General features: G+C 37.1%; 18 protein-coding genes. 15 read left to right on the plus strand and 3 right to left on the minus strand.

Going from position 1 to position 24,123, the window contains the following annotated elements; genetic code table 11:
* Positions 1 to 75 precede the first annotated feature (75 nt).
* Together Q4496_RS09490 and Q4496_RS09495 are read left to right on the plus strand one after the other, a co-directional pair.
* Complete coding sequence (locus Q4496_RS09490; protein WP_215972053.1) at positions 76 to 561, plus strand: putative 4-hydroxy-4-methyl-2-oxoglutarate aldolase; 486 nt, start codon at positions 76 to 78, stop codon at positions 559 to 561.
* 74 nt (positions 562 to 635) lie between these two features.
* Positions 636 to 1,601, plus strand: coding sequence for an NAD(P)-dependent oxidoreductase (locus Q4496_RS09495; protein ID WP_215972052.1), 966 nt, complete (start codon positions 636 to 638; stop codon positions 1,599 to 1,601).
* A 57-nt stretch (positions 1,602 to 1,658) separates the two neighbouring features.
* Here Q4496_RS09495 and Q4496_RS09500 read toward each other — a convergent pair whose 3' ends face one another.
* The 3 genes from Q4496_RS09500 to Q4496_RS09510 form a co-directional block, all read right to left on the minus strand.
* Positions 1,659 to 3,356: a di-heme oxidoredictase family protein gene (locus Q4496_RS09500; RefSeq protein WP_303610342.1), complete on the minus strand. Its 1,698-nt coding sequence runs from the start codon at positions 3,354 to 3,356 to the stop codon at positions 1,659 to 1,661.
* Positions 3,357 to 3,441: 85 nt separating this feature from the next.
* Entirely contained in the window at positions 3,442 to 4,587 is a 1,146-nt protein-coding gene (locus Q4496_RS09505) for an imelysin family protein (protein ID WP_303610343.1), read from the minus strand.
* 52 nt (positions 4,588 to 4,639) lie between these two features.
* Positions 4,640 to 6,004, minus strand: coding sequence for a hypothetical protein (locus tag Q4496_RS09510; RefSeq protein ID WP_303610344.1), 1,365 nt, complete (start codon positions 6,002 to 6,004; stop codon positions 4,640 to 4,642).
* Positions 6,005 to 6,381: 377 nt separating this feature from the next.
* On the opposite strand from Q4496_RS09510, the gene Q4496_RS09515 reads away from it, so the two are divergent.
* From Q4496_RS09515 to Q4496_RS09575, 13 genes are all read left to right on the plus strand, one after another.
* Positions 6,382 to 7,257: a kinase gene (locus tag Q4496_RS09515; protein WP_303610345.1), complete on the plus strand. Its 876-nt coding sequence runs from the start codon at positions 6,382 to 6,384 to the stop codon at positions 7,255 to 7,257.
* Positions 7,258 to 7,265: 8 nt separating this feature from the next.
* Positions 7,266 to 8,105, plus strand: a complete 840-nt coding sequence (locus tag Q4496_RS09520; RefSeq protein WP_252727379.1) for a mannosyl-3-phosphoglycerate phosphatase — start codon at positions 7,266 to 7,268, stop codon at positions 8,103 to 8,105.
* Positions 8,098 to 9,330: a glycosyl transferase gene (locus Q4496_RS09525; protein WP_303610346.1), complete on the plus strand. Its 1,233-nt coding sequence runs from the start codon at positions 8,098 to 8,100 to the stop codon at positions 9,328 to 9,330. The genes Q4496_RS09520 and Q4496_RS09525 overlap by 8 nt, the downstream gene beginning before the upstream one ends.
* A 9-nt stretch (positions 9,331 to 9,339) precedes the next feature.
* Positions 9,340 to 11,094, plus strand: coding sequence for a sugar phosphorylase (locus Q4496_RS09530; RefSeq protein ID WP_303610347.1), 1,755 nt, complete (start codon positions 9,340 to 9,342; stop codon positions 11,092 to 11,094).
* Between the two features lie 374 nt (positions 11,095 to 11,468).
* On the plus strand, positions 11,469 to 11,990 hold the full coding sequence (locus Q4496_RS09535) for a VOC family protein (protein WP_303610348.1): 522 nt from the start codon (positions 11,469 to 11,471) through the stop codon (positions 11,988 to 11,990).
* Between the two features lie 403 nt (positions 11,991 to 12,393).
* On the plus strand, positions 12,394 to 13,602 hold the full coding sequence (locus Q4496_RS09540; RefSeq protein WP_215972044.1) for a capsule biosynthesis protein: 1,209 nt from the start codon (positions 12,394 to 12,396) through the stop codon (positions 13,600 to 13,602).
* Between the two features lie 17 nt (positions 13,603 to 13,619).
* Positions 13,620 to 16,169 carry a hypothetical protein gene (locus Q4496_RS09545; RefSeq protein ID WP_303610349.1) on the plus strand — a complete coding sequence of 850 codons (2,550 nt, stop codon included), beginning with the start codon at positions 13,620 to 13,622 and terminating at the stop codon, positions 16,167 to 16,169.
* A gap of 138 nt (positions 16,170 to 16,307) precedes the next feature.
* Positions 16,308 to 17,420: a hypothetical protein gene (locus tag Q4496_RS09550; protein ID WP_303610350.1), complete on the plus strand. Its 1,113-nt coding sequence runs from the start codon at positions 16,308 to 16,310 to the stop codon at positions 17,418 to 17,420.
* A gap of 3 nt (positions 17,421 to 17,423) precedes the next feature.
* The gene (locus Q4496_RS09555; RefSeq protein WP_303610351.1) at positions 17,424 to 19,511 is read left to right on the plus strand and encodes a hypothetical protein; all 2,088 of its coding nucleotides are present in this window, start codon (positions 17,424 to 17,426) and stop codon (positions 19,509 to 19,511) included.
* Positions 19,512 to 19,711: 200 nt separating this feature from the next.
* Positions 19,712 to 20,461: an ABC transporter permease gene (locus Q4496_RS09560; protein ID WP_303610352.1), complete on the plus strand. Its 750-nt coding sequence runs from the start codon at positions 19,712 to 19,714 to the stop codon at positions 20,459 to 20,461.
* 48 nt (positions 20,462 to 20,509) lie between these two features.
* Positions 20,510 to 21,181, plus strand: coding sequence for an ABC transporter ATP-binding protein (locus tag Q4496_RS09565; RefSeq protein WP_303602222.1), 672 nt, complete (start codon positions 20,510 to 20,512; stop codon positions 21,179 to 21,181).
* Positions 21,165 to 22,403, plus strand: a complete 1,239-nt coding sequence (locus Q4496_RS09570; protein WP_303610353.1) for a lipopolysaccharide biosynthesis protein — start codon at positions 21,165 to 21,167, stop codon at positions 22,401 to 22,403. Before Q4496_RS09565 ends, Q4496_RS09570 begins: the two co-directional genes overlap by 17 nt.
* Positions 22,400 to 24,115 carry a polysaccharide biosynthesis/export family protein gene (locus tag Q4496_RS09575; protein WP_303610354.1) on the plus strand — a complete coding sequence of 572 codons (1,716 nt, stop codon included), beginning with the start codon at positions 22,400 to 22,402 and terminating at the stop codon, positions 24,113 to 24,115. Before Q4496_RS09570 ends, Q4496_RS09575 begins: the two co-directional genes overlap by 4 nt.
* Positions 24,116 to 24,123 lie beyond the last annotated feature (8 nt).

Raw genomic sequence — 24,123 nt, forward strand, 5'->3', positions numbered from 1 at the left:
ATACATATTCGTAATGATAGTTTATCATTCATTGATGCTAGAGTAGGAACAAATTCATTTAATACGTAAAATATAATGTTAGATTTACTCCCTGATTTATTCGATCTTTACCCTGAACAATTACAACTAGCGGAGCCAATATTTAATGATTACGGCGGTAAGGTTATTTTTTCTGGTGAAATTGTCACTGTATCTTGCTTTAACGATAATTCAAAAGTAAAAGAATTAGTTGCCACCGATGGCACAGGTAAAGTCATGGTCGTTGATGGTAAAGCTAGCACTACCAACGCTTTATTAGGTGATATGTTAGCAGAAAAAGCGGTTGAGAATGGTTGGCAAGCTATTGTGATCAATGGCTGCATTCGCGATGCTGGCACTATTGCCACCCTGCCTATTGGTGTAAAAGCGCTAGGCTGTAACCCAATAAAAACAGAAAAGTTAGGCGTTGGCGACATTAATGTTGATATTACCTTTGCCAATTTACACTTTAAGGCTGGCGACTTTATTTACGGCGATTTAAATGGTTTAGCCATTAGTAAAAATCGATTAACCGTAGACTAGTAAAGATTTTCATTACAGGCTTATGATAAAGTTAAGCCAGTTAAGTTAATAATGTCTTTGTACTAAGTTATGTCATGAAATATTTTCCTGTGTTCCTCGATGCCAACAATCTATCCGCTATGATTATAGGGGGTGGCGAGGTAGCTACCCGCAAACTTGAATTGCTCTTAAAAGCGACCACTAATATCACAATAATGAGTGAGAGCGTATGTAGTAGTATCGAACGTTTGATTACATTACATCAATTAACTTGGTTACCCCATAATTACCAAGCTGGGCATTTAACGCATATCAATTTAGTCATCGCCGCTACTGATAACACAGTGGTAAATGAAGCGATTTATCAAGAAGCGACACCATTAAATATACTGACTAACGTTGTCGACCAACCTGAATTATGCACTTACATTACGCCAGCAATCATTGACAGAAGTCCAATGCTTATTGCGCTATCAAGTTCAGGCAGCTCACCTATTCTCGTACGCATGTTAAGGGAGCAAATTGAAAAAACACTTCCTCAAGGCTATGGAAAACTTGCCGATTTTTCATATAAGTTTCGTGATCATGTCAAAGCACGCGTTAAAGGATTACGCAATAGGCGCAGCTTTTGGGAAAGCATTCTTAAAGGGCCAATAGGACAAGCGGTACTCGATGGCGACCAACAAAAAGCAGAGCAACAATTAATTGCCAGTATAAAACAAGAAATCGCGCCACCGAGTGGTGAAATTATCTTTATTCATACAAAAAACGGCAACCCAGATAACTTAACACTAAATGCCCATCGAGCGATGCAATTTGCTGATGCTGTTTTTTATGATGAAGATGTTAATATTGAATTAATTGAATATATACGACGCGATGCTGAAAAGTTTTTACAAAGCATCAGCTCAAGTATATTAATTAACTATCAACATGCTATGGAATTAGCGGCACAAGGCCAAAAAGTTATTTATTTATTAGACGGCAATGAAGTATTACCTAAGAATGCCGCATTAGCGAATAGCGAGATCGCCACCCAAGTAATCATAAGTGGCGAATAATCTACCCCTCCAGTATTAGGTGAACTAAACTCACCTAATACTTTTCTTTACCACGCTCTACAACGACATAACAAAATCGATTAATGATTGACGTTCGGCTTCCGCTAAAGCCATATAAGCATTTTTACTTTGCTCAGCTTCACCACCATGCCACAGAATAGCTTCTTCAACATCTGCAGCCCTACCATCATGTAAAAATCCAGCCGCAGGGTTCACTGTTTTAGTTAAACCGATTCCCCACAAAGGGCGTGTTTTCCACTCTTGACCATTCGCAGTAAAATCACGGCGGTTATCAGCGAGTCCTTCACCTAAATCATGTAATAACATATCGGTAAATGGATAAATATGTTGCCCTTTTAGTACCTCTGGCGCAGCTAAACCACCCACTAAAAGTTCACCTGTAGACGTAATAAAGTCAGGTTGATGACACCCAGTACAATTCACTTGGGTAAATAGTTGCGCACCAGCAATCACTGATTCATCATTAATATTACGCCTAGCTGGAACCGCTAACGTTTCAGCATAAAACACCACTTCATCTGAGAACTGCTGAGTAGCTTCGGTATTTCCTTGCTCATCAGTGCCTGTGTCAACAAACCCAGTACGTGCAAGGTAGCTCTCGTGTAACGGAGTATTAACAACACTCTCTTCAGGAAATAAAGGATTCGTTATCCCCATATCGCCACGCAAGGCTGCAAGCGACTGTACTCGAACGCTTGGTGTACTGGCTTTCCAACCAAAGCGTCCTAATGACACGGGAATAGGATCATTATTGTTAGCTTTTACCGGATCAAAAACCCAATTAGGGCGACCAGAAATACCATCATTATTAGTATCGTTCTCATCGGCTAATGCTAAAATATCAGCCTCACTAATCAACTCTAGCAACCCTAAACCAAATATAGGCATTCCGTTTCTTGGGCTATAACGTACATTCGCTTGCAAAATAGCGCTATTTAGCGAATTTTCAGGTGCTACATCATAAGGTTTTTCAATTGTAAACATCGGCTTTTTAAGCGTTACCGTATTACCATCAGCATACGTTACCGTTGAATACTCATATGAAAGATATACATTAGCTTGGCCAATAAAAGGATTCTCTTGCCAATCATCCCGAGCCTTTAGAACACCTCGATGGAATAATTGCGTACCAAAACCATCAACCCCTACATTTTTACAATAGTTATTTTCTACTGATGGCACCAAACATTCACCATCATCAATACTCATACGTAAGAAAATTCCGGCATTAGATCCCAATAATACCCGACTTTCTCCTTCGGCTAAGGTAATCGTAGAAGGTCGACCATCACGTTGATGACATGAATTACAATCTTGGTTATTAAATACTGGCCCCAACCCGTCTAAATCAGGGTGCTCATCATTTGGTGCGGTAGTAAAGGCGGTTTCAAAATGTGTGTCACCAGTTAAATGTTTGTCTAACTCTTCAGCAGTTAAATTTGGCATCGGCGTTGAAAAGCCATGCCCTGAATCGCTAGCATCAATAGCGGTTGCCTCACCGCCTAATAAACTTACAAAAGTATAAGCCGCTTGTGGTTGCTCGGTTTCTTTGCTCGTCTCATTTGAACTACTGGAGTTACAGCCAGAGATAATCATTGCACTCGTTATGACTAACACTACATGGCAAAGCTTTACTTGGCGTTGTTTCGTTGAACTATCAGAATTACTTAGTTTATATAAATAATTAAAGTTACTTAAATAACTTAACTTTTTTAACTTACTTAGATTAATCATTGCTAGGATGCCCAGAACAGGTGTAGATTATTGTGCATCCTTGCGCAATAATTGTTGAGAATGACTCAATAAATAGTTAACTAACTTATTGTTGCCAATCTTGTAGCTTAGTTAAGACGTCATTTTCAAAAGAAGTTTGTAACGTTGATAACGCATCAATCGCAGCTTGAATTCTCACTCGCGCATCAGCATCATTAATGGCTTGTCTAAAAGGTAAATCATTATCACCAGCAATTGCTTCAATCGCCGCAATAGCATCCGTTATTTCAGTATCGACTCTTGTGGCAAGATCGGCATCAGCCGCATTCACAAAGTCAATAATACCCGCTTTATCAGCCTGCCCTGAAAACTCACCGCGATACACATTTTGTACGCCACGAATATTGTCAGTAAAATCAGCCAATGAATTCCAGCTATATTGTGATTCCACTTTAGAAGTATCAATATTATCGATATTACTACCAAACGGTTCCGCTATTTTGCCATTACCTACTTCATCAACAATACCAATCATACCGTTGATTAATTCTTCTACTACACCCAACTGAGATGCATAAATATCATTATTCGTAGTTAATAATAAATCTTTGTATGCTGGCGAATTAGCATCGTTTGGATCATTCGCAACTATCCATGCATCTAACAATGATTGTGTATAAGTTTTAAATACCTCTGCAGCGGCAGATAAATATTCACTTTCAAGCGTAGTCATTTCATCAATGCTTTTCTCATTATCTTCTACACCATCACCAAACAATAGAAACTCCATGGTATGAAAACCTTGAACGTCATCATTAAACGTTTTGAGTTCATCAGCACTAAAACTTGCTTGAGATGCTAATAACGCCTCTAAGTCACTGGTATTTAACGGCCAAGTATCTAAATGAGGATCAATAGAAAGTGCGTCAACTGGGCCAAAAATGTGTGATTCACCTTGCTCCCAAGGTACTCGAACTTCTTTCCAAGCTTGTTGCGCTAATGCTAAATTCTCTTCTGTTGGTGTATTTACTAAATTTTGAGTTGCTAATAAAAAGTCTGTCGCACCATCATTAAGGTTTTGATAACCCGCCACGATGACATCATTAGTTAAATTAGTGATCATTTCAGTGGCTTCAAAACTGAAACGAGTTTCCTCAACCACAGGGGTTTCACTGTCTGACGAACTGCCACCACAAGCTGTTAAAACTAATGCAGAGATGGCAGCTGCCAATAAAGATTTCTTAAATATCATGTTATGTCCCTTATTTAAATTTTGTTATGTTAATTTTGTTGTGTTGACTGTGTTATATAGAAAAGAAGTAACCCATAGACAAACTAAAGCTGGTGCTATCATCTAAGTTGTTTTGTGCGTGTTTTGTTTGTGCCGCCTGTGCTTTAAATACAATATTTTTAATTGGGTAATAGTTCATACCTAAAGCGATAGACTGTGTGTTAAATCGATCTGTGGCGATACCTTGTTCAAGCTTTTTGATCGGATTTGCATATTCATAAATGCTATATAAATAGAGTGGTTTGCTAACATTGAACAGATCTTGACTGTTATACGATAACTCGACAAATGCCGATTCAGCTTCGCTACCTAGTTGTGAAAAATTTCCCGGCTTTAATCCTGGTGTTGTTTTATTCGCATTAGTGATCGCTTCACTATCATCTAACGAGCCAAATAAATATTGGCCACGCACAAGCCAATTCTTATAACTGTAAGCTCCATGAAGACCGAAAATAGTAAGATTACCGTCGCCATCCACCTTAGTATCATTGTTTCTATTACCTGAAGTATCACCAGTATAAAAACTAACACCTACACCTTTACCCGCTTTAATATCGCCGTAATCTAGGCGAAGTGTGAATGCTAAATCATCGGCATTTACTGTTTCAAAACGTCTTTGATGTCCAGTAGCCACCCAGTTATACGTGCGGAAAAATTCAGAGTTAAGGCCAGTGGTAATTAAGGTTTGTGCGGTAAAGTCATTCCATTTACTTATTAAATTTACACCGGTTTCATGCCAAACTTGTGGAATAAGGGTTGCTTCACTCCAATAGCGCTGCGTAGCAACATATTGTGTTGGCTTATGTAAATCAGTACCTAGACCTACAGGAACAAAAATATGTCCCATCTTCATCGTGAAGTATTTATTGGCAATATATTGAGCTTGCATTTTTTCCACAACAATTTCACCACCAGCTTCAACTTCAGTCTCAAACTCGCCAAACTCTTCAAAACCGTCATATTCTAAAGTTGAACCTGTACCACCATGTTCATATTCAAGCTCGATCTCAACTTGCCACTTAGGATCAAAGTCATAAACAAACTCTACCACCACGCGCTCTAAATCAGTTGTCGCTCTTCGCTCTGGGTTTGTATCCTGAATGTTCTGATAAACGTCTTCATTTTTATAAAGGAGACTGCCATAAGAATTAATTTGCCAATTCTTTTTAACATCAAGATCTGTCCCTTCATTCAACTGCTTATTTTCAGACGCTTTAAGCGAGTCGGCTTTTAAAGACGCTAATTTTTTTTCAATTAACGCAAGCTGTTGTTGTTGCTTTGCTAGCGCTAGCTCCAACTCTGATTGAGTTGCCGCAACACTGTGATTATTTAAAGAGCAAACCCCATAAACTAAGATAGATACAAATAAACGTTTCATTAACCCAACCAAATACAAATAAGAACCAATACTATTTGCATTTATGATAATCCTTCGTCACCAGCATTACAAGTGAAAATCATTCTCATTTCTAATGATGTGTTATCGCTAGTCGAAGCCTACCAACTTAATTTATAAAGAATGAATGCAGTTTTTATAAAAATATATAAACCTATCGAACTCTCCATTACTTTTTGCACCAATACAGGGCAATTAAATTATTTCTATGCGCATTGGCCGAATTAAGATCACAAGAACTCTAACAACTAAAAAATATATTCCTTGTTTTACATTGAGTTACAAATAATAGAGAAAATTTATAAAGTGGCATAAAGGTTGATACATAATGATAGTAACTATTTGACTAAGGGGAAATTATGCTTTCGACATTTCTTAAAGAACATAAACTACCAGAAGAATTCAAAGATACAGTAAAGCAATACTATAAGCCGCTAGCGGATAGAATATTTAGCAAGTTTAACGATGCAAAACAGCCTTATTTTGTTGGTATTAACGGCTGCCAAGGCAGTGGAAAGTCAACCTTAACTGATTATATTGCTGAATATTTAATAGACCAATATAAAGTTAATGTTGTGGTTATGTCGTTGGATGACTTTTATTATTCTAGTGAAAAACGCAATGAATTAGCACAAGATATACACCCCTTATTAGCTACTCGAGGTGTACCTGGCACTCACGATGTAGCCGCGCTGACCAAAGTTATTAGTCAATTAAAAGCACAGGAAACAGGTTTCTCTATTCCTAAATTTGATAAAGCAACTGACGAACCTTTTGCAACAGAACTTTGGTACTCAATTGAAAAACCAGTAGATATCATTCTTATAGAAGGCTGGTGCTGGGGCGTTAAATCACAAACAGCTGAGCAATTACAAAAACCCATTAATGAACTTGAATTACAACACGATGCCGATGGTGTCTGGCGAAATTATGTCAATCAACAACTAAAGTCATTATATGAACCTCTATATAAAAATATGGATTTTTGGTTAGCGCTACAAGCTCCTTCTTTCGATTGCGTTTATAAATGGCGTTTAGAGCAAGAACAGAAGCTAGAAGCAAGAAACCAAGGCTTAACTAATTCAAAAATTATGACCCCAGCAGAAGTGTTAAATTTCACACAATACTTTCAAAGGCTCAGTGTACAGGGTTGCAATAGCATCTCTCATTCTGCCGACACAATTTTTCACCTAAGTCCTGATCGCAGCATTACTGAAATGCACATAATAGAATAGGGATGAACATGTTACCAACTGTGATATTTAGTGATCTAGATGGAACCTTGCTTGACCATTACACTTATCAATCAACGCCAGCAAGCACAACACTTGAACAATTAAAAAATTCAAAGATACCGGTTGTGTTAAATACGAGTAAAACGCTAGCTGAATTAGAAATTATTAACCAAAGTCTTAATCTTAATGCGCCATTTATTGTTGAAAATGGTGCCGCTATTTACATACCTATTGGCACTTTTGCAAAACAGCCTGAAGACACTCGAACAATAGAAGGTTTTTGGGTGAAATCATTTTGCCTACCTCGAGAATACTGGTTGACATTATTATCTGAAAAATCAGGTCAATTTTCGAATCAATACCAAGGATTTTCAACATTAACTGACGCGGAATTAGCAGAAATTACCGGTTTATCTTTAGCGGATGCAAATAGAGCAAAACAAAGACAATTTGGTGAACCAATTCATTGGTTAGGTGATGAAACAACGAAAAAGCAATTTATTGAACACATGCTTGATTTAGGTGCAAATGTTGTTCAAGGAGGTCGATTCATTCATATAGGTGACTATTGCGATAAAGGCCAAGCGTTAATTTGGTTGGCAGAGCAATACCGCGAACATTACAACAGCTCAATTGTAACCATTGCCTTAGGTGATGGAGAAAATGACAACTCAATGTTAGAAGCTGCTGACTTTGCAGTACAAATTCGTTCACCTGTACATGAATTTCCAACGTTATATCGTCAATACCAAACAACGAAAACAAAATCATATGGGCCCGAAGGTTGGGCAGAAGCAATACAACAACTGCTATCAAATTCAATTAACTCAGAGGTAAATCATGGCTGATTTTTATCAAAACGGAACAGTAACAACGTTACATAATTTAGCACAACGTGAATCCGCAGATATGGCGGCCGAATTATTAGAATTTTCCAAAAAACGCCCTTTAGGGCTTATTCTACCTTCATTATTTTCAGAGCTAGAAGGTAAAGCGTTGCCTGATATTGTTAGTAAGCTTAAAGGTGTAGAATATCTATCTGAAATAGTTATTGGTTTAGACCGTGCTGATTTAGACCAATATAAACATGCACTATCGTTTTTTGGTGAACTACCACAACACCATAAAGTATTGTGGAATGACGGACCTAGATTACAAGCAATCGATGCAAAATTACAAGCGCTTGGGCTAGCACCGAAAGAATTAGGTAAAGGTCGTAATGTTTGGTATTGCATGGGCTATATTCTAGCGTCAGGTAAAGCTGAATCAATTGCTTTACATGATTGTGATATTTTAACTTACGAAAGAGAATTACTCGACAGACTACTCTACCCTGTTGCCAACCCACTGTTTAACTATGAATTTTCTAAAGGTTATTATGCACGTGTTGCCAGTGGCAAAATTAATGGTCGCGTTTCGCGCTTATTAGTAACACCGCTAATTAAAGCATTAAAGAAAACCGTTGGTCACTGTGACTATCTTGAATATATGGACAGCTTTTTATACCCATTAGCAGGTGAATTTTCTTTCCGTCGAGATGTATTAAGTGATATTCGTATTCCAAGTGATTGGGGCTTAGAAATCGGTGTACTTTCTGAAATGTACCGTAATTATGCACCAAATCGTATATGCCAAGTTGATATTGCGGCAACCTATGATCATAAGCATCAAGATTTATCTTTAGATAATGATCAAGGTGGTTTATCGAAAATGTCCGTTGATATTACTAAATCATTTATTCGAAAACTGGCCACACAGGGCGAAACATTCACCTCTGAAAAGTTTAGAACATTAAAAGCTACCTATTATCGTATTGCATTAGATTATGTTGAGACATATCGCAATGACGCTATGATGAATGGACTACAACTCGATATTCATAACGAAGAAAAAGCAGTAGAAATGTTCGCTGAAAATATATTAACTGCAGGTCATACTTTCTTAGAACAACCTATGGATACGCCTTTTATCCCGGCTTGGAACCGAGTAGTCAGCGCTATACCTGATATTTTATCGCAGTTAAAAGAAGCCGTAGAACTAGACAATGAAGAATTTAGTCAATCCTTGAAGTAAAGGTGAAGTATGTCCGCACAAATTAATCTATTGAAAGAAAAGCTAGTTCAGCAGCTAGCTTGTATCTATAAAGACGTTCCGCTCGAAAGCTCATGTGACGATATTGCACAAGCACTTATCGATATCATGCGGTTATCAACAACGGTAGAGCTTGCTGAGCCTTTTAAAAATCACTGGTCTGAAGAAGATGTTATCTTGATCACTTATGGTGACAGCGTAATAAGTGAAGAACAACCTCCGCTGAAAACGTTGAAGAACTTTTTAGATACCAAAATAAAAAATACGATTAATAGCGTACATATACTACCTTTCTTTCCATACAGTTCAGATGATGGTTTTGCGGTTATTGACTACTCATCGGTTAATGAATCATTAGGCTCTTGGGATGATATTGAATCCATTAGCAAAGACTACAACTTCATGTCTGACTTAGTCATTAACCATTGTTCAAGTCGCAGTGTTTGGTTTGACAACTTTGTTAAAGGAGAAGGAATAGGCAATGATTTCTTTTTCACCGCACTACCAGACGATGACTTATCTGACGTTGTTAGACCACGCACATCGCCATTGCTAAAAGAAATAGAAACCAGTAATGGTAAAAAGTTTGTCTGGTGTACCTTTAGTCACGATCAAGTCGATTTTGACTTTCGAAATCCTGAAGTATTAAAAGCGTTTACCACTATTATCAGACAATACCTTGATAGTGGCGTTAAAATATTTCGTTTTGATGCTATTGCTTTCTTATGGAAAATTGCAGGAACAACAAGTATTAACTTACCTCAAACCCATGAGGTAGTACGGCTATTAAGAACTTTAATTGAGTCAGCACAATCAGATGCAATTATCATTACAGAAACTAATATACCGAATACTCAAAATCTAACCTATTTTGGTAATGCCAATGAAGCTCATGGTATTTACAACTTCTCATTACCACCATTGCTATTAAATACATTGCTTACTGGTAGCTGTTTATATTTGAAACGTTGGTTAATGAGTATGCCACCTCCTCAAAATGGCACCATGTACTTTAACTTTATTGCCTCTCATGATGGCATTGGTCTACGCCCTGCCGAAGGCTTATTAAGTGAAGAAGAACTAGACAACTTAGTTAAAACAGTTGAGGGCTTTGGCGGGAAAATATCATGGCGAACTACAGAAGGTGGCGATCAAAAAGCCTATGAAATGAATATAGCCTTGTATGACGCTATGCAAGGGACAGTGAACGGCAAAGATCAGTGGAACTTTGAACGCTTTATTTGTGCTCACGCAATCATGTTTGCACTCGAAGGAATCCCAGGTATTTACATTCATAGCCTAATTGGTACGCAAAATGATTATAAAAAGCTAGCCAATACTCATCATAACCGATCAATCAATCGACATCGTTGGGATGAAGACTTATTAACTGAGGCATTAAAAGATGAAAGTTTACATCATGCAAAAGTACTTTCAACGTTAACGTCATTACTAGATATTCGTATTAAACAGCCAGCATTTCACCCTAACGCAACCCAATTTACATTGCACTTAGGCTTATCCTTATTTGGCTTTTGGCGACAAAGCCAAAACAGAAAGCAAAGTATTTTTTGTGTCAGTAATATTACGGATAAACCATTATCTTTGCCATTAAGTGAGCTGAATTTAATTGTTACCGAGAACTGGGTTGAATTAATTAGCGGTGCTGACGTAACAGACCTAACTGAATCGATAGAACTATTACCTTATCAAACTGTTTGGATAGCTAACATTAAAGCAGAATAAATTAAAATAGTAACCAGTTATAATAGTAACAAGGTCATACACGCTATGGCCTTTACTCTCTCTTTCATTTCTCATCCTTCATCTAAAATCACAATCGTTTTAGCACATATGCAACATCAAGATTTATGCGCGACAACTCAGCTAGGCCGATACCAATCACCGTTAGCTATTAGCCACAGCAACAGACTAACCACGATTCAATATTGAATAACCCCCTAATGAGGCAATAGCTCCACAATTTACGTTGTTATGTAAATTGGCTAAACCTAAGTACATTAATAGTAATTCAAATAAGCAATTAAATTGAATAGTTAATTCACGATTCTCGGTCAACTGTAATCACTAACCTATTTTAAAATACAGTGAATAAAATAATGACTAACACAATGCAAAAAACTTTATTACTGCCAATAACACTAACCCTACTACTAATTTCCTCAAACGCAGCGAATGCAAACGACAAACACAGCACCTCCCTTTATCAAGATAAAATAATGACAAAAGGCCTAAATCATTTAGGCTTAACAGTAAAAAACGTTCAAGCATCAGCTGACTTTTTTATCAATACCTTAGGCTGGAAAAAAGCAGGTGGTTATCCTGATTATCCATCAATATTTGTGACTGATGGCGATATTTTTCTGACACTTTGGCAAACCAACGATGTAGAAAAAACTGTTTTATTTGATCGAAAAAATAATGTTGGGTTACATCACCTTGCTTTAACTGTTGCTAGTAAAGAAATATTAGATGAATTGCATCGCAGATTTACATTAGTGCCCGATTTAGTTATAGAGTTCGCCCCAGAATTAAATGGTAAAGGCCCAACAATACACATGATGATTAGAGAGCCGAGTGGTAACCGTATTGAATTTGCTTACACGCCAACAAAGAAATAGCTAGAAACAATTAATAGAAACAATTAATAGAAACAATTAATAGAAACAATTAATAGAAACAATGAATTAACAGTATATTAACAATATTGAATAAACCTAATCTTTTTATAAAAAACAATACTGATTATTGTTTTATTTAAGCTTGTTTTCATACTTTACATTAGCTATAGTAAAAAGCATAAGCTGGTAGAGCATATGTTCTACCAACTAATTTAATATAAGAGTATAAATACAACCTCCTAATAGATAAATAGAAACCGCAGGGATTAACGTCAATGCATAGAGGATTGTGCTCGTAATAAATATAACAATACAGCTAACAAAAGGACTACTAGTTGCTACATATTAATACCACATCAAATTGTTCACAAATTAGCGTTATGGTTTCTTAGTGGCTATCGATATGCAAAAAAACATACTTTTCTTGCAAGGCCCGTTGGGCAATTTTTTTAAGCTACTATCATCATATATAGATAGTGAAACCACTTCGAGTGCCCATCACATCACATTCAATGGCGGAGATGCCTGGTTTAGTGATAAAAGATATTCTCACGCGTACTCTGGCAAACCAACCGAGTGGCAAGCATATTTAAGTGATTATATCGAAAAACACGGTATTACAGATATTGTTGTTTTTGGTGATTGTCGATTTTATCATCGCATCGCAAAATCTGTTGCAGAAGAGATGAACTTGATTTTTTGGGTGTTTGAGGAAGGCTATTTAAGACCTTCGTTTATTACCTTAGAAGAAGGTGGTGTAAACGGTAATTCTTCACTTTTAGGTTTAGACTTTAGTGTACTTGAAGAGAAACACCTAGAAGAGATATCGAATAACAATACGCGTTTGCGTAGTCCTTTTTGGGATATGTCCATTAACGCCATTCAATATTATTTTTTCAAGCAACTTTATACAAAAAACTTCCCTCATTATATCCATCACCGCCCTTGGTACGCCACGGAAGAGTGTTTGCATTGGATTAAAGCGGGCTTTAGAAAGTTAAAATATAAAGGTCAAGAACGAAAAATTGTTAAGCAGCTAACAACTACGCTATCCAAGAAGTATTTCTTGGTTCCTCTTCAAGTAAGTGTTGATAGCCAAATTTTATACCATTCACCTTATGGCTCAGTTGAAGAGTTCATTAGCGTTGTTATTAAATCGTTTTCTCAAAAAGCATCAAAAGATGATTATCTCGTTTTTAAGCATCATCCAATGGACCGAGGCTTTAACAATTATGCCAGATACATTAAAAAACTTTGCTATGCTTATGACTTAACAGGTAGAGTGTTGTATTGTCATGATGCTCATCTACCTACGCTAATTAAAGAAGCCAAAGGCTTAGTAACTATAAACAGTACCGTTGGTATATCATCATTACATCATTCAACACCTACAAAAGTATTGGGGCGTGCGGTGTATGACTTAGACGGAGTAACAAGTCAAAAACCATTAGATGATTTTTGGAAAACATGTTGTAAACCATGTGAAATCACATTTAAAAAGTTCAATCAATTTTTAAAATCAGAAAACCAAATCCCAGGCAGTTTTTATCAACAACCGGAACTTGTTTTGCAAGCCGTAACTGATAAATTTTTTAACTTAAATAACCAATAAAACGAAAAGGATACGTCATGTTAAATTTTAAATTATCACAGCTTGCAATAGCAACGTCACTAGCATTAACGCTAAGTGCATGTGGTGGCTCATCAAGCTCAGATCCAGTAACAGATCCAGAAACACCAGTAGTTACACCACCAACAGCTGAAACATTCACAGCTACAGGTGCCGCTGTAAAAGGTATTATGATCGGTGCAGATGTTGTAGCATATGATGCAGATGGTAATGAAATAGCGAGTGCTGTAACTGATGAAAACGGAAGTTATTCACTTGATATACCATCAGACTTCGTTGGTGCTATTAAAGTAACGGTAACAACCAATGCAGACAGTATTATGCGTTGTGACTCTAGCGATTGTGGTAATGGTGTTGGTTTTGGTGAAGATATCACTAACACACCAGGCATTGCACTATCTACTGTTGCTTTTATCGATGAAGATACTGATACATCTGCTGTAGAATTCCCTGTGAATGCGTTAACTAACGCTACAGCACAAATAATGGAAGCATCTACAGGTCTAGCTGATTTAAATGCCTCTGGTAAAGCAGGTTTTGATGCGCTAGCTAAATTATCAACTAAAAAAGTGGCTTTAGTTTTTGGTTTAACAGATATAGCTCCTGAGAACTTTTTAACTCAAGACATTACTGACCCTACAACTATTTCAGACTTAAGTGCTGAAGATGCAGCAGCGTTATCTTTGCAAGATACAAAATTATCAATGCTTAATGCTCTTATCTTACAATTAGCGCAAGAAGGTGCTGAAGATGGAGCAGATATCTCTGCTGCTCTTGCTGCCATGACAAGTAAAATCCTTTCTGCTACTGACGAAAATGGTAGTTCAACAGAAAGAGATGAAATCGCTAACAATTTCGAAGCTGCAATAATAGCGCTTTCAAATGACTCGTTATTTCAACAAGAATTTGCACTACTAAATGATACGCTAGGTGGAACAGTTACATTACCAGTTTCAGCTGAAGATTTTAGCTCTGGTGATTTTGCAGAAGAACTTGCTTCTGATATTTCTGATGAAGTTGACGGCGTAAGCTTAAATGCGATTAATGATGCTATCAATAGTGTTGTTACTATTATTGAAACTGCTGAAGGTTCATTAACTGACGAAGATATTGCAGCAATTGAAGATGAAGTAGATACAGTTATTACACCTACTCCAACTGACCCTGTTGACCCAACTGACCCTGTTGACCCAACTGATCCTGTTGACCCAACTGACCCTGTTGACCCAACTGACCCTGTTGACCCAACTGACCCTGTTGTTCCAGTTGATCCAACTGACCCTGAAGGTCCAGCTAACCCAGGTAACCCAAGCAATCCAAGTAACCCTAATACAGCAGATGCAGCTACGGCATCATCTGTTACAAGTAACTTCTTTGCTGCTGACGGATTATCTGTAGATGTAAATAAACAGATAATTAAAACAGCTGGTGATATTCGTTATGTTGTTCAAGATACATTAGCAGAAGCAAGTTTACACGGTGTAACAGATGGTGACTTCGTAGTTAATATACCTGCTACAAGTGCATCAAGTGAAGTTGCATATGCTGTTATATACAATACAGTAACTGCTAACGATGCGAGTGGTTTAGGTAACTTAGTTAGCGGTAATGGCGCAGGTGCATCAACTTACTTATCAGGTACAATTATAAGCTTAGATTCACTACCAGCACAGGCAGGACCTTTTAGTGTCTTTGATTGTTCAACGGGTACAGACGGCTTCATTAACGAATGTTTTATGGAAAATGATGTAGATAGCACTATTACAGTTCTAGATACCGATACAACATTAGTTAAATTTAATGTTAGCTATAACTACAACAATGGTGTTAACGACGATGCGAAAGTATTAACTGGTTTAACATTTAAAGGTCAAGTTGCAACAGCTGATGCACTAGTTACATTTGGTGTTAACCCAACAACAAGTGAATATGCAAATGCATCAATTGCTTCTTATAACCCTAACGCAGCGCTTAATAACCTTGCTTTAACAATGGCTGATGCTGAAGTGAAGTTTGATCTTCCACAAGTAGCTGTTTATACAGGCGAAATGAATAAGAAGCTAAGTGGTTCAGCAGAAATGACTTTCCAATATAGCGGTGACTATAAGTCTTTTGCTAGTGCAAACGTACTGAAACAAGGTAATGTTACAATTAACCCTGACTTTATCTCTGGTACTTCTGTTTCAGACTACCAAATTGATGGCGAAGTTATCATTTACAAAGAAGGTAACAAGAAGAAAATCAGTAAAACAGCTAATGTTCGTCGCGCAAGTGAAAACTATGTGATGACATTGAAAAACCTTGCTGCAGACGTAAGTGATGAACTTACACAACCTGTATGGTGTGGTAGCTGGACTGGTGATATTTATGTAAACAATACTGACGTTGCTGACTTAATGAACACAACAAGTACTTGTAATTCATATGTATCAACTGGCGACTTCATCTTCAACATTAATGGTACTCCGATTGCTCCTGCAAACGTAGAAAAATTAATGGAAGGTTTAAGTGCATACTTTGACCAAGCTGATTTAGTAGCACAACCTTAATATTGTCATAATATTATCGTAAACTAAAACAAGGTCGCTTTTAAAGCGGCCTTTTTAGGTATAATGGTCTTGGAAATTGAATATACTCAATTTCATGCAATATCAACTGTAATCATTCTAAATAAAGTAGTAATAATCGTGAGAAAAAAAACAGTTAAAACAAGCATTATTGCTCTTACCCTATCTAACGTAACGTTAGCCTCGCTGCCAGTGAATGCCGAAAGTTATACATTGTTTGCTAATGGTTATAGTGATAACTATACGCCTTCAGTACCTGTTGTTGACTTTTTTGGCTCATGGAAGGGCGCAAAAGAATATAACGAAGGCAGCAAAGCAATTGCTAATAACTTCTTTCAAATAGGCGTTCAATACGAAGCATTGTCGTTTGCTATCTTTTATCGTTACGATTACTACTTAACCATGCACCCTGATGTAGCAGAATACCGATACACTTTTCATAACGATCGTGACAACCTTCAAGATCGTGACTACATATATGACTTTAAAGAACAAAGATTAACCACACAAGGCATGCGTGTTGGTTATAACTATCAATACAATAATAAATTAACCGTCACTAGTTACTTAAATGTATTGTACTCGTCTAAATTTCAAGATAGAGACATACAAAACGGCTATATTAACGGTAAAACTAGCTTAGGTGATGCTGACGCAGACTATCATTTTTCTGAAGACACACTGTACGGTTTCTTAACGGTAGATGATACTCCACAAGGCTATGGCGCAAGTTTAGACTTTGATATTAGTTACCAAATTAATAGCACTACCAAAGTAGACTTAAACGTAAAAGATGCTTTTCATTTTGTTACCTGGGACGAATCACCTTACGCCCAAGGTAATTTTCAAGTTGACGACTTCTATTACGACGACCAAGACGTATTACAACAAAATCCATTAACCAATTTATATACACACGAAGGTTCAGAGCAACACTCTTTCACTCAACACTTGCCAGTACGTATTGATCTTGGTGTAGAAAAAATCATCGCTGAAAAGTTTGATTTATCAGTACAGTACCAATACAACGAAGTGATGGATTCAGTGAGTGTAAAAGGTGGCTACTCCCCTTTTGCTGATAGCAATGTTGCTATAAGTTATAATTTTCAAAGAAGCGCGTTAGGCTTACACAGCAAATATCGAACTTTCTATTTAGATATAATGTTCGACGATGTTGATTTTGGTTATGCTAATAGTCTCAGTCTTTTTCTTGGTTTTGAAGTGAGTTTATAACACATGAAAATTTTCATCGCTTTATTTACAGTAATTATTTTATCAAACCTAACGGCGTGTAATTCATCATCAACAGATAACGCCAGCACAGCCGATAATTTACCAGTAACAGAGGCACAAACAAACCCGTCAAACACGGCAGAATTAACCTTATCAATAATGCCTAATTACTTGATAAGTGATGAAGAAGTCTTTGTTTATGATCTAACAGACAATAATGCGTTAGTTAAACAAACACGTGTATACCCCGACGAACAAGGGCTAACCACCGCCACATTAGCACTTGAACAAAACCACATTTATAAAATAGTGTTTAACCCAAACAATAACCGAAGCGCAATTCGTTGTTCGCTCCCTAACGGTTGTATTGAAACACTCTTTAGCAATAATGAATATGAATCCATTGCCTTTGGCCAACCAATCAATACGCGACTGCAATTAGCCGCAATTGTTGAATTAACGGGTGATCAAGCATTAACGGTCGATGTTACTACAGACCTTGTTGCACAACTTGTACAATCAAACTATGTTGACGAAGTAAACTCAAATACCCTAAAACAAACACAATCGGTATTAGCCAATACCTTAGGTTTTTTAGGATATAACCAAGCAGATCAACAATCAGACAAAAGCAGTTGGAATTATTGGAATATGCAAGCATTTAATGCTGCATTACTGTTTGAGAATAGACTTATATATAACAATGTAAACGATCATCTAGGCAGCATTTTTAGACGCTTATATTTCACTTTAATCGATGAAGAAAATTTAATTGATGAATTCAATCAGTTTTATATAGCTGATGCAGATTTATTTTTACAAGATATCATTTTAAATAATAGCAACGATAACTGTTTAACGAATACCAATACCTTAGCCGAAGCATTACTCGCAGCGCAAACAAGCACAGCAACCAACTGTGTAGTAGTCACTGAAGAAGAGCAATACCAGATCTCAAGGTTACGCGCTTATCTTTTATCAAAAAATATTTACCCAGAAAAAGGTTACTTACCCTCACCTTATGTTCAAGAAACCGACCTAGTTAAAAGCAAATCATTTTTAAATGATTTTCGCAGCATTTTATATACCTTTGAAAACAATGACGATGCTTACGATCAAGTCAACACCACATTAAGCGATGGCTATGAACTCATTGATGGCTTTACCAATACAATATTAGTAGATGTTTTTCCGTTATTTAATGATGTACTCGATACAGTACCGTTAAACTCTAATGACGGCTCTTACCAATTGAATGACCTTAATATTGTTTATCAAGACAGTGAATTAGAATGGGTACTAACAGGGCAATACCAAGACCTAATACTTGATTTAACCATACGAATGAACACCATTCAGCTAAATGCCACAGAAGGTAACTTGTTTACTATTGCGGCGAATGGCACCATAACGTCAAACGAACTACATTCAACGCTAACCGATGCTGAATTTGAAATAAAACTAGACCCTGCTGATGATATTTTCTCAGGAACGCCTGACGGCAGCGGCTTTATTGCTATCAACGCACAAAATATGGCAATAACGAAACAGACGCAAGAGTTTACAGGGGCGATGACGGCACGAATTGAGCTGCACTTGGTTGAAAATATAGGTGTTATTGAAACTCTTGAATCGGCTTCTATTTTTGGAACGCTTTTTGATGACGACACTGAACATCAACTATCAGTCAGTATGGTTCATCCAAATGTAAATCAAGAAACCAGTGAAAACCTAATTCCAAACGGCATGACCGCGACAGTAACCTACTCTGCTGCTATTTTAGGGTTAGGCGAGCCATTATTAACGGTATATATGGATTTAGACAATGCCCAAGAAGGATTATCAATAGATAACATTGATATGGCAGCCTATTTTGAAGGCCGACTCGCCCATTTTACCTTTGCTGGCAGAACCAATAACTTCACCTATCAAGGCCAAAACCAAGACGGTGTTGAATGGTTCATAACACTTGCAAGCAAAGAAGCCGATGGATATGTATCACTAACATCAAATGAATACGGAACACCACGCGTACTAAAAGATTTAGTAGGTATAATGTTTAATGACGGTAACTTTATTTCAATATTTTAACCTCGGTTAAAACATGGATTGATACAAAAAAATAAAAACATTTACTTTAAATCGACTCAATGAGTTAAACGTCTTAAGACAATTTTGATACAATCACACCAAATAAGATAGGTACTCGTCAGCGTCAATCATTTTGCTGTCGATATAATGGAATATTTTCAAGCATGATCAAAGCGCAAAAAAGGACTCCATTACAAATAATGAACGCCACCGTTCATGCGCTGTTAATGCGAGAACTTAAAACTCGGTTTGGCACTAATCGCTTAGGCTACTTTTGGGCTGTAGCATCGCCGGCAGCACAAGCATCAGTGATGGCACTAATCTTTACCTTATTAGGACGTTCGAGTATTTCAGGTATACCTGTCGCATTATTCCTTTTTACCGGTATTTTACCGTTTAAATTTTTTATGAAGTTACTACCTCAGGTTGGCGCAGCTGTCAGTGCAAATAAAGCGTTACTTACTTATCGACAAGTTACTGCTATCGATCCGATAATTACAAGGATTTTAATTGAAACCGTTACTTTTATTATTGTTTACGTCTTAATACTTGGCACCATGGCTTGGCTCGATTTTGAGGTATTGCCTAATGACTTATTAGCACTATTGGCTGCTTGCTTTTTATTATTAATATTGGCTGTGGGGATTGGTTTATTATTCTGTTGTGCAGTTTCTTACTGGCCTGATACTGCAAAATTATTTGCTATGATTACCACCCCCATGTATCTAATTTCAGGGGTTTTATATTGCGCAACCATGATACCTGAACAATATTGGTATTTATTTAGCTGGAACCCTATCTTTCATTTAATTGAACTAAGCCGAGATGCATTTTTTGTTTCTTATACAACCCCTATTGGTGATTGGTATTTTGTTAGTTTTATTGCCTTAACTAGTATTACACTTGGCTTAATGGCGTTTAGAATTAACCGTCACCGATTTATTAACTAAGATGAATTTTTTTATGTTGGGTTTTCTTATCGTAGGTTTTACGAGCTAATGATACATTTTGATAATGTCAGTAAATATTATCCAACAAAACAGGGGCGGCATTACGTTCTTAAAAATGTTAATTTAGCATTACCAACTGATCGTAATATTGCGGTACTAGGCCCAAATGGTGTTGGTAAATCAACGTTAATAAGAATGCTAGGTGGTGCCGATTTCCCCAGTAAAGGGCAAATAACATCAGAGCAAAAAATATCCTGGCCATTAGGTTTGCAAGGCGGTTTACAAGGCACGATGAGTGCCCGTGAAAATGTCCGTTTTGTTGCCCGCATACACGGGTATAAAAATACCAAACCAATTGAAAAATTAATAGCTGACTTTGCCGAAATCGGTAAGTTTTTTGATGAACCCGTCAAAACCTATTCTAATGGCATGAAAGCTCGGGTGGCTTTTGGCTTAACCATGGCCTTTGATTTTAATTTTGACGTATTACTAATTGATGAACTGGGTGCAGTCGGTGATGCCAATTTTCGCCGAAAAAGTGAGGCGCTATTAAAAGAAAAATTTGAAAAAACTAAACTTATTATGGTGAGTCACTCTATGGGTGAACTACGTAAAAACTGCCAAGCGGGGTTAGTTATTATTAACCAAAACCTGAAATATCATGCAGATATTGAGTCTGCAATAAAAGAATATAATGAACACTATGTCAAAACCAATTAAACAATCAACTCAGCAAGCAGCTAATAAAGACGGTAAACAGGATTTGAGTTCTGTTGCACGTAAAGCACGCAAGCTTAAGCGTGAGCCATTACAATTTATTGCTGACTCTAAAGCTTATATCAAAGCAAAGAAAACCGCCTATTACACCGCGGCAAAGCTCGGCTCGTTTATTATTGTTCTTGCGGCAGTAATCGCCATTATCGCTTATTACACCCTAATTGCGTCACCGCGTTATGTTAGCGAAAGTCAATTTGTGGTAAAAGAAATTGGCTCAAACGACATTCCACTGGCGGGTTTAATGTCTATTGCCAGTAGCTCACCTGGTGTCCGTGACGCCTTAATTTTGCAAAAGTATATTCAATCACGCTCGATGGCGGTCGCCCTTGAAGAAAGTGTCGGTTTAAAACAGCATTATCAAGCCACTGACTGGGACTGGTTTAGTCGGCTTACCGGTAATGGCAGTGTTGAACAATATCACGCCTATTATCAAGATCATATTCTGGTCCATTACGATGAAATGTCAGAAGTACTGATGGTTGAAGTACAAACCTTTGATGCTGAATTTTCGTTAACAGTGGCCAATGAAATTATAGCACTAAGTGAAACCTTAATTAACCAGCTTGGGCAAAAAATGGTAACTCAGCAATTAGATTATGCCCAGCAAGATGTTAACCGTGCTTATAACGAGCTAAAAAAATATCAAAATGAACTGATTAACTTTCAAGATAAATTCAAACTATACAGCCCTGAAGAACAAGGCAGTGCCATAGTATCAGCAATGAACGCCCTTGAAGCAAAAATAATAGAAGAAGAAACTAAACTTAAATCGTTATCGTCTTTTATGCGTGCCGATTCTGCTGATATAAAAGCCATAAATAGAAATATAGACGCGTTAAAGACACAATTAGCGCAAGAAAAAAACCGTTTAACTAATCAAGAACAGCAATCGTTAAATAAAATAAATTTAGATTATCAAGAAATTAAGTTAAATAGCCAGCTAGCCGCAGACCTTTATAAATCGACCTTAGCAAGCTTAGAGCTGATTCGTAGTGATGCTTTTAGAACGCTAAAACATTTACTGGTAATAGAGCAGCCCATTTTAGCGCAAGAAAATAAATACCCACGTCGTTTATACAGTATTTTTACCTGGTTTATCGCCATGCTTTTAGTCTATGGCGTATTAAAAATGGTAGTGGCCGTTATTAAGGAACACAAAGAGTGAAAAATTTGTTTATAAAAAGCATCGCCAGCGCGCTAATGCTAGTGCTAACCAGTAATATTGCTTCCGCTGCGGTAACCATCAACAAAGATGATAGCAATGAAGTTAAGCAAGCAATATCACTAACTAGTGATAACAGTAATGAAAATAACAAAAACAAAAGCGAAAATGCTAACCACAATAGTAACAGTAACAACGCTAACCAAGCTTATGGCCAATGGTTATTTACCGGAGGCTTTAAAGAAAATTCATTTGTTGGCAGTAACCCAAATTATAAAATCACCCAAGGTGATAGTTTACTTGTGCAATTATGGGGTGGCATCGATTATCAAGCAGAAGTAAAAGTTGACCCACAAGGTAATATCTTTATTCCTAAAGTTGGCCCAATTAAAGTATTAGGGGTTAGTAACGCAGAAATTAATAACGTGGTATTAAAAGGCATAAAGCGCGTTTATAAATCAAATGTTGAAGCTTATGTTAATTTAATGTCTAGCCAAACGGTAAAGGTATTCTTATCAGGGTTAGTAAACAAACCAGGCTTATATGAAGGACAAAGTGCTGATAGTATTTTACGCTTTATTGATCTTGCTGGTGGTATAAAAGCTGAACTTGGCAGTATGCGCCATATTGAAGTAAAGCGAAATAACCAAACAAAATATACCATCGACTTATACGACTTTATTCAACATGGCACTATGCCCGCTATTCAATTACAAGAAGGTGATGTAATTTTTATTGCGGCTAAACATGGCGACGTCACCATTGAAGGCGATGTTGGTTTTAGTGGCACATACCAGCTAAAAGAAGATACCGCTAAATTAAGTAATATCCTAAATGCGGTTATTACCAAGAAAAAAGCCACCCATATTACGGTGATTGCACCAGAAAATAGTGATGGTGAAAATGAATTATCAGTACAACAATATGCCATGGGTGAGGCGCTGACCAATAACACCATTGAAGTCAAAGCAGGCTCACTTATTAAAGTATCTTCACAGCTACGCGCCAAAAAAATTAGTGTTGAACTCATTGGCGAGCATAACTCTCAGTTTGAAATTGTATTACCTTGGGGGGCAAGTTTAGCGGACTTATTGGCTGATGTGAAATACACCAAATTATCTAATAAAGACGCTATTCAGTTATTTAGAGCCTCAGTTGCCACACGCCAAAAAGATATGCTACTGGCTTCTTTATCAGCACTAGAGCAAAGCGTATTAACCGCGCGTTCACAAACCAATGAAGCCGCACAATTACGCTCAGCTGAAGCAAGCACTATATTACAGTGGATTGAAAAGGCAAAATTGGTAGAGCCTAAAGGGCAAGTATTATTATCTGACGGCTACAATGCTTCGCAAATTATTTTACAACAAGGTGACCGCATTGTGGTACCAACGAAACGTAACTTAGTCATGATCCATGGTGAGGTGCTCTTCCCTACTGCTATCGCTTACAACAACCAGATGAATATTAATGAGTATATCGCTAAGGCAGGCGGTGCTACTGATGATGTAGATAATATGAATATATTAATCATGAAGCCCAATGGCGACTTTGTTGATGTCAACGAACACTTAAACAGTAAAAAACAGATTAACCCAGGGGATGAAATATTTGTGTTAGCGAAACCTGATGCAAAATCATTCCAATTAACCAAAGATATAACACAAGTGATGTATCAAATAGCAGTTTCAGCTGCTGTGATATTAGCATTATAATTAGTACC

Source organism: Colwellia sp. 5_MG-2023 (assembly GCF_030547795.1).
Lineage (GTDB): Bacteria > Pseudomonadota > Gammaproteobacteria > Enterobacterales > Alteromonadaceae > Colwellia.

Bases quoted from the DNA above. Each gene is read 5' to 3' on its own strand.
- Q4496_RS09490 (WP_215972053.1), top strand. From the start codon at position 76: ATGTTAGATTTACTCCCTGATTTATTCGATCTTTACCCTGAACAATTA.
- Q4496_RS09495 (WP_215972052.1), top strand. From the start codon at position 636: ATGAAATATTTTCCTGTGTTCCTCGATGCCAACAATCTATCCGCTATG.
- Q4496_RS09500 (WP_303610342.1), bottom strand. From the start codon at position 3,356: ATGATTAATCTAAGTAAGTTAAAAAAGTTAAGTTATTTAAGTAACTTT.
- Q4496_RS09505 (WP_303610343.1), bottom strand. From the start codon at position 4,587: ATGATATTTAAGAAATCTTTATTGGCAGCTGCCATCTCTGCATTAGTT.
- Q4496_RS09510 (WP_303610344.1), bottom strand. From the start codon at position 6,004: ATGAAACGTTTATTTGTATCTATCTTAGTTTATGGGGTTTGCTCTTTA.
- Q4496_RS09515 (WP_303610345.1), top strand. From the start codon at position 6,382: ATGCTTTCGACATTTCTTAAAGAACATAAACTACCAGAAGAATTCAAA.
- Q4496_RS09520 (WP_252727379.1), top strand. From the start codon at position 7,266: ATGTTACCAACTGTGATATTTAGTGATCTAGATGGAACCTTGCTTGAC.
- Q4496_RS09525 (WP_303610346.1), top strand. From the start codon at position 8,098: ATGGCTGATTTTTATCAAAACGGAACAGTAACAACGTTACATAATTTA.
- Q4496_RS09530 (WP_303610347.1), top strand. From the start codon at position 9,340: ATGTCCGCACAAATTAATCTATTGAAAGAAAAGCTAGTTCAGCAGCTA.
- Q4496_RS09535 (WP_303610348.1), top strand. From the start codon at position 11,469: ATGACTAACACAATGCAAAAAACTTTATTACTGCCAATAACACTAACC.
- Q4496_RS09540 (WP_215972044.1), top strand. From the start codon at position 12,394: ATGCAAAAAAACATACTTTTCTTGCAAGGCCCGTTGGGCAATTTTTTT.
- Q4496_RS09545 (WP_303610349.1), top strand. From the start codon at position 13,620: ATGTTAAATTTTAAATTATCACAGCTTGCAATAGCAACGTCACTAGCA.
- Q4496_RS09555 (WP_303610351.1), top strand. From the start codon at position 17,424: ATGAAAATTTTCATCGCTTTATTTACAGTAATTATTTTATCAAACCTA.
- Q4496_RS09560 (WP_303610352.1), top strand. From the start codon at position 19,712: ATGAACGCCACCGTTCATGCGCTGTTAATGCGAGAACTTAAAACTCGG.
- Q4496_RS09565 (WP_303602222.1), top strand. From the start codon at position 20,510: ATGATACATTTTGATAATGTCAGTAAATATTATCCAACAAAACAGGGG.
- Q4496_RS09570 (WP_303610353.1), top strand. From the start codon at position 21,165: ATGTCAAAACCAATTAAACAATCAACTCAGCAAGCAGCTAATAAAGAC.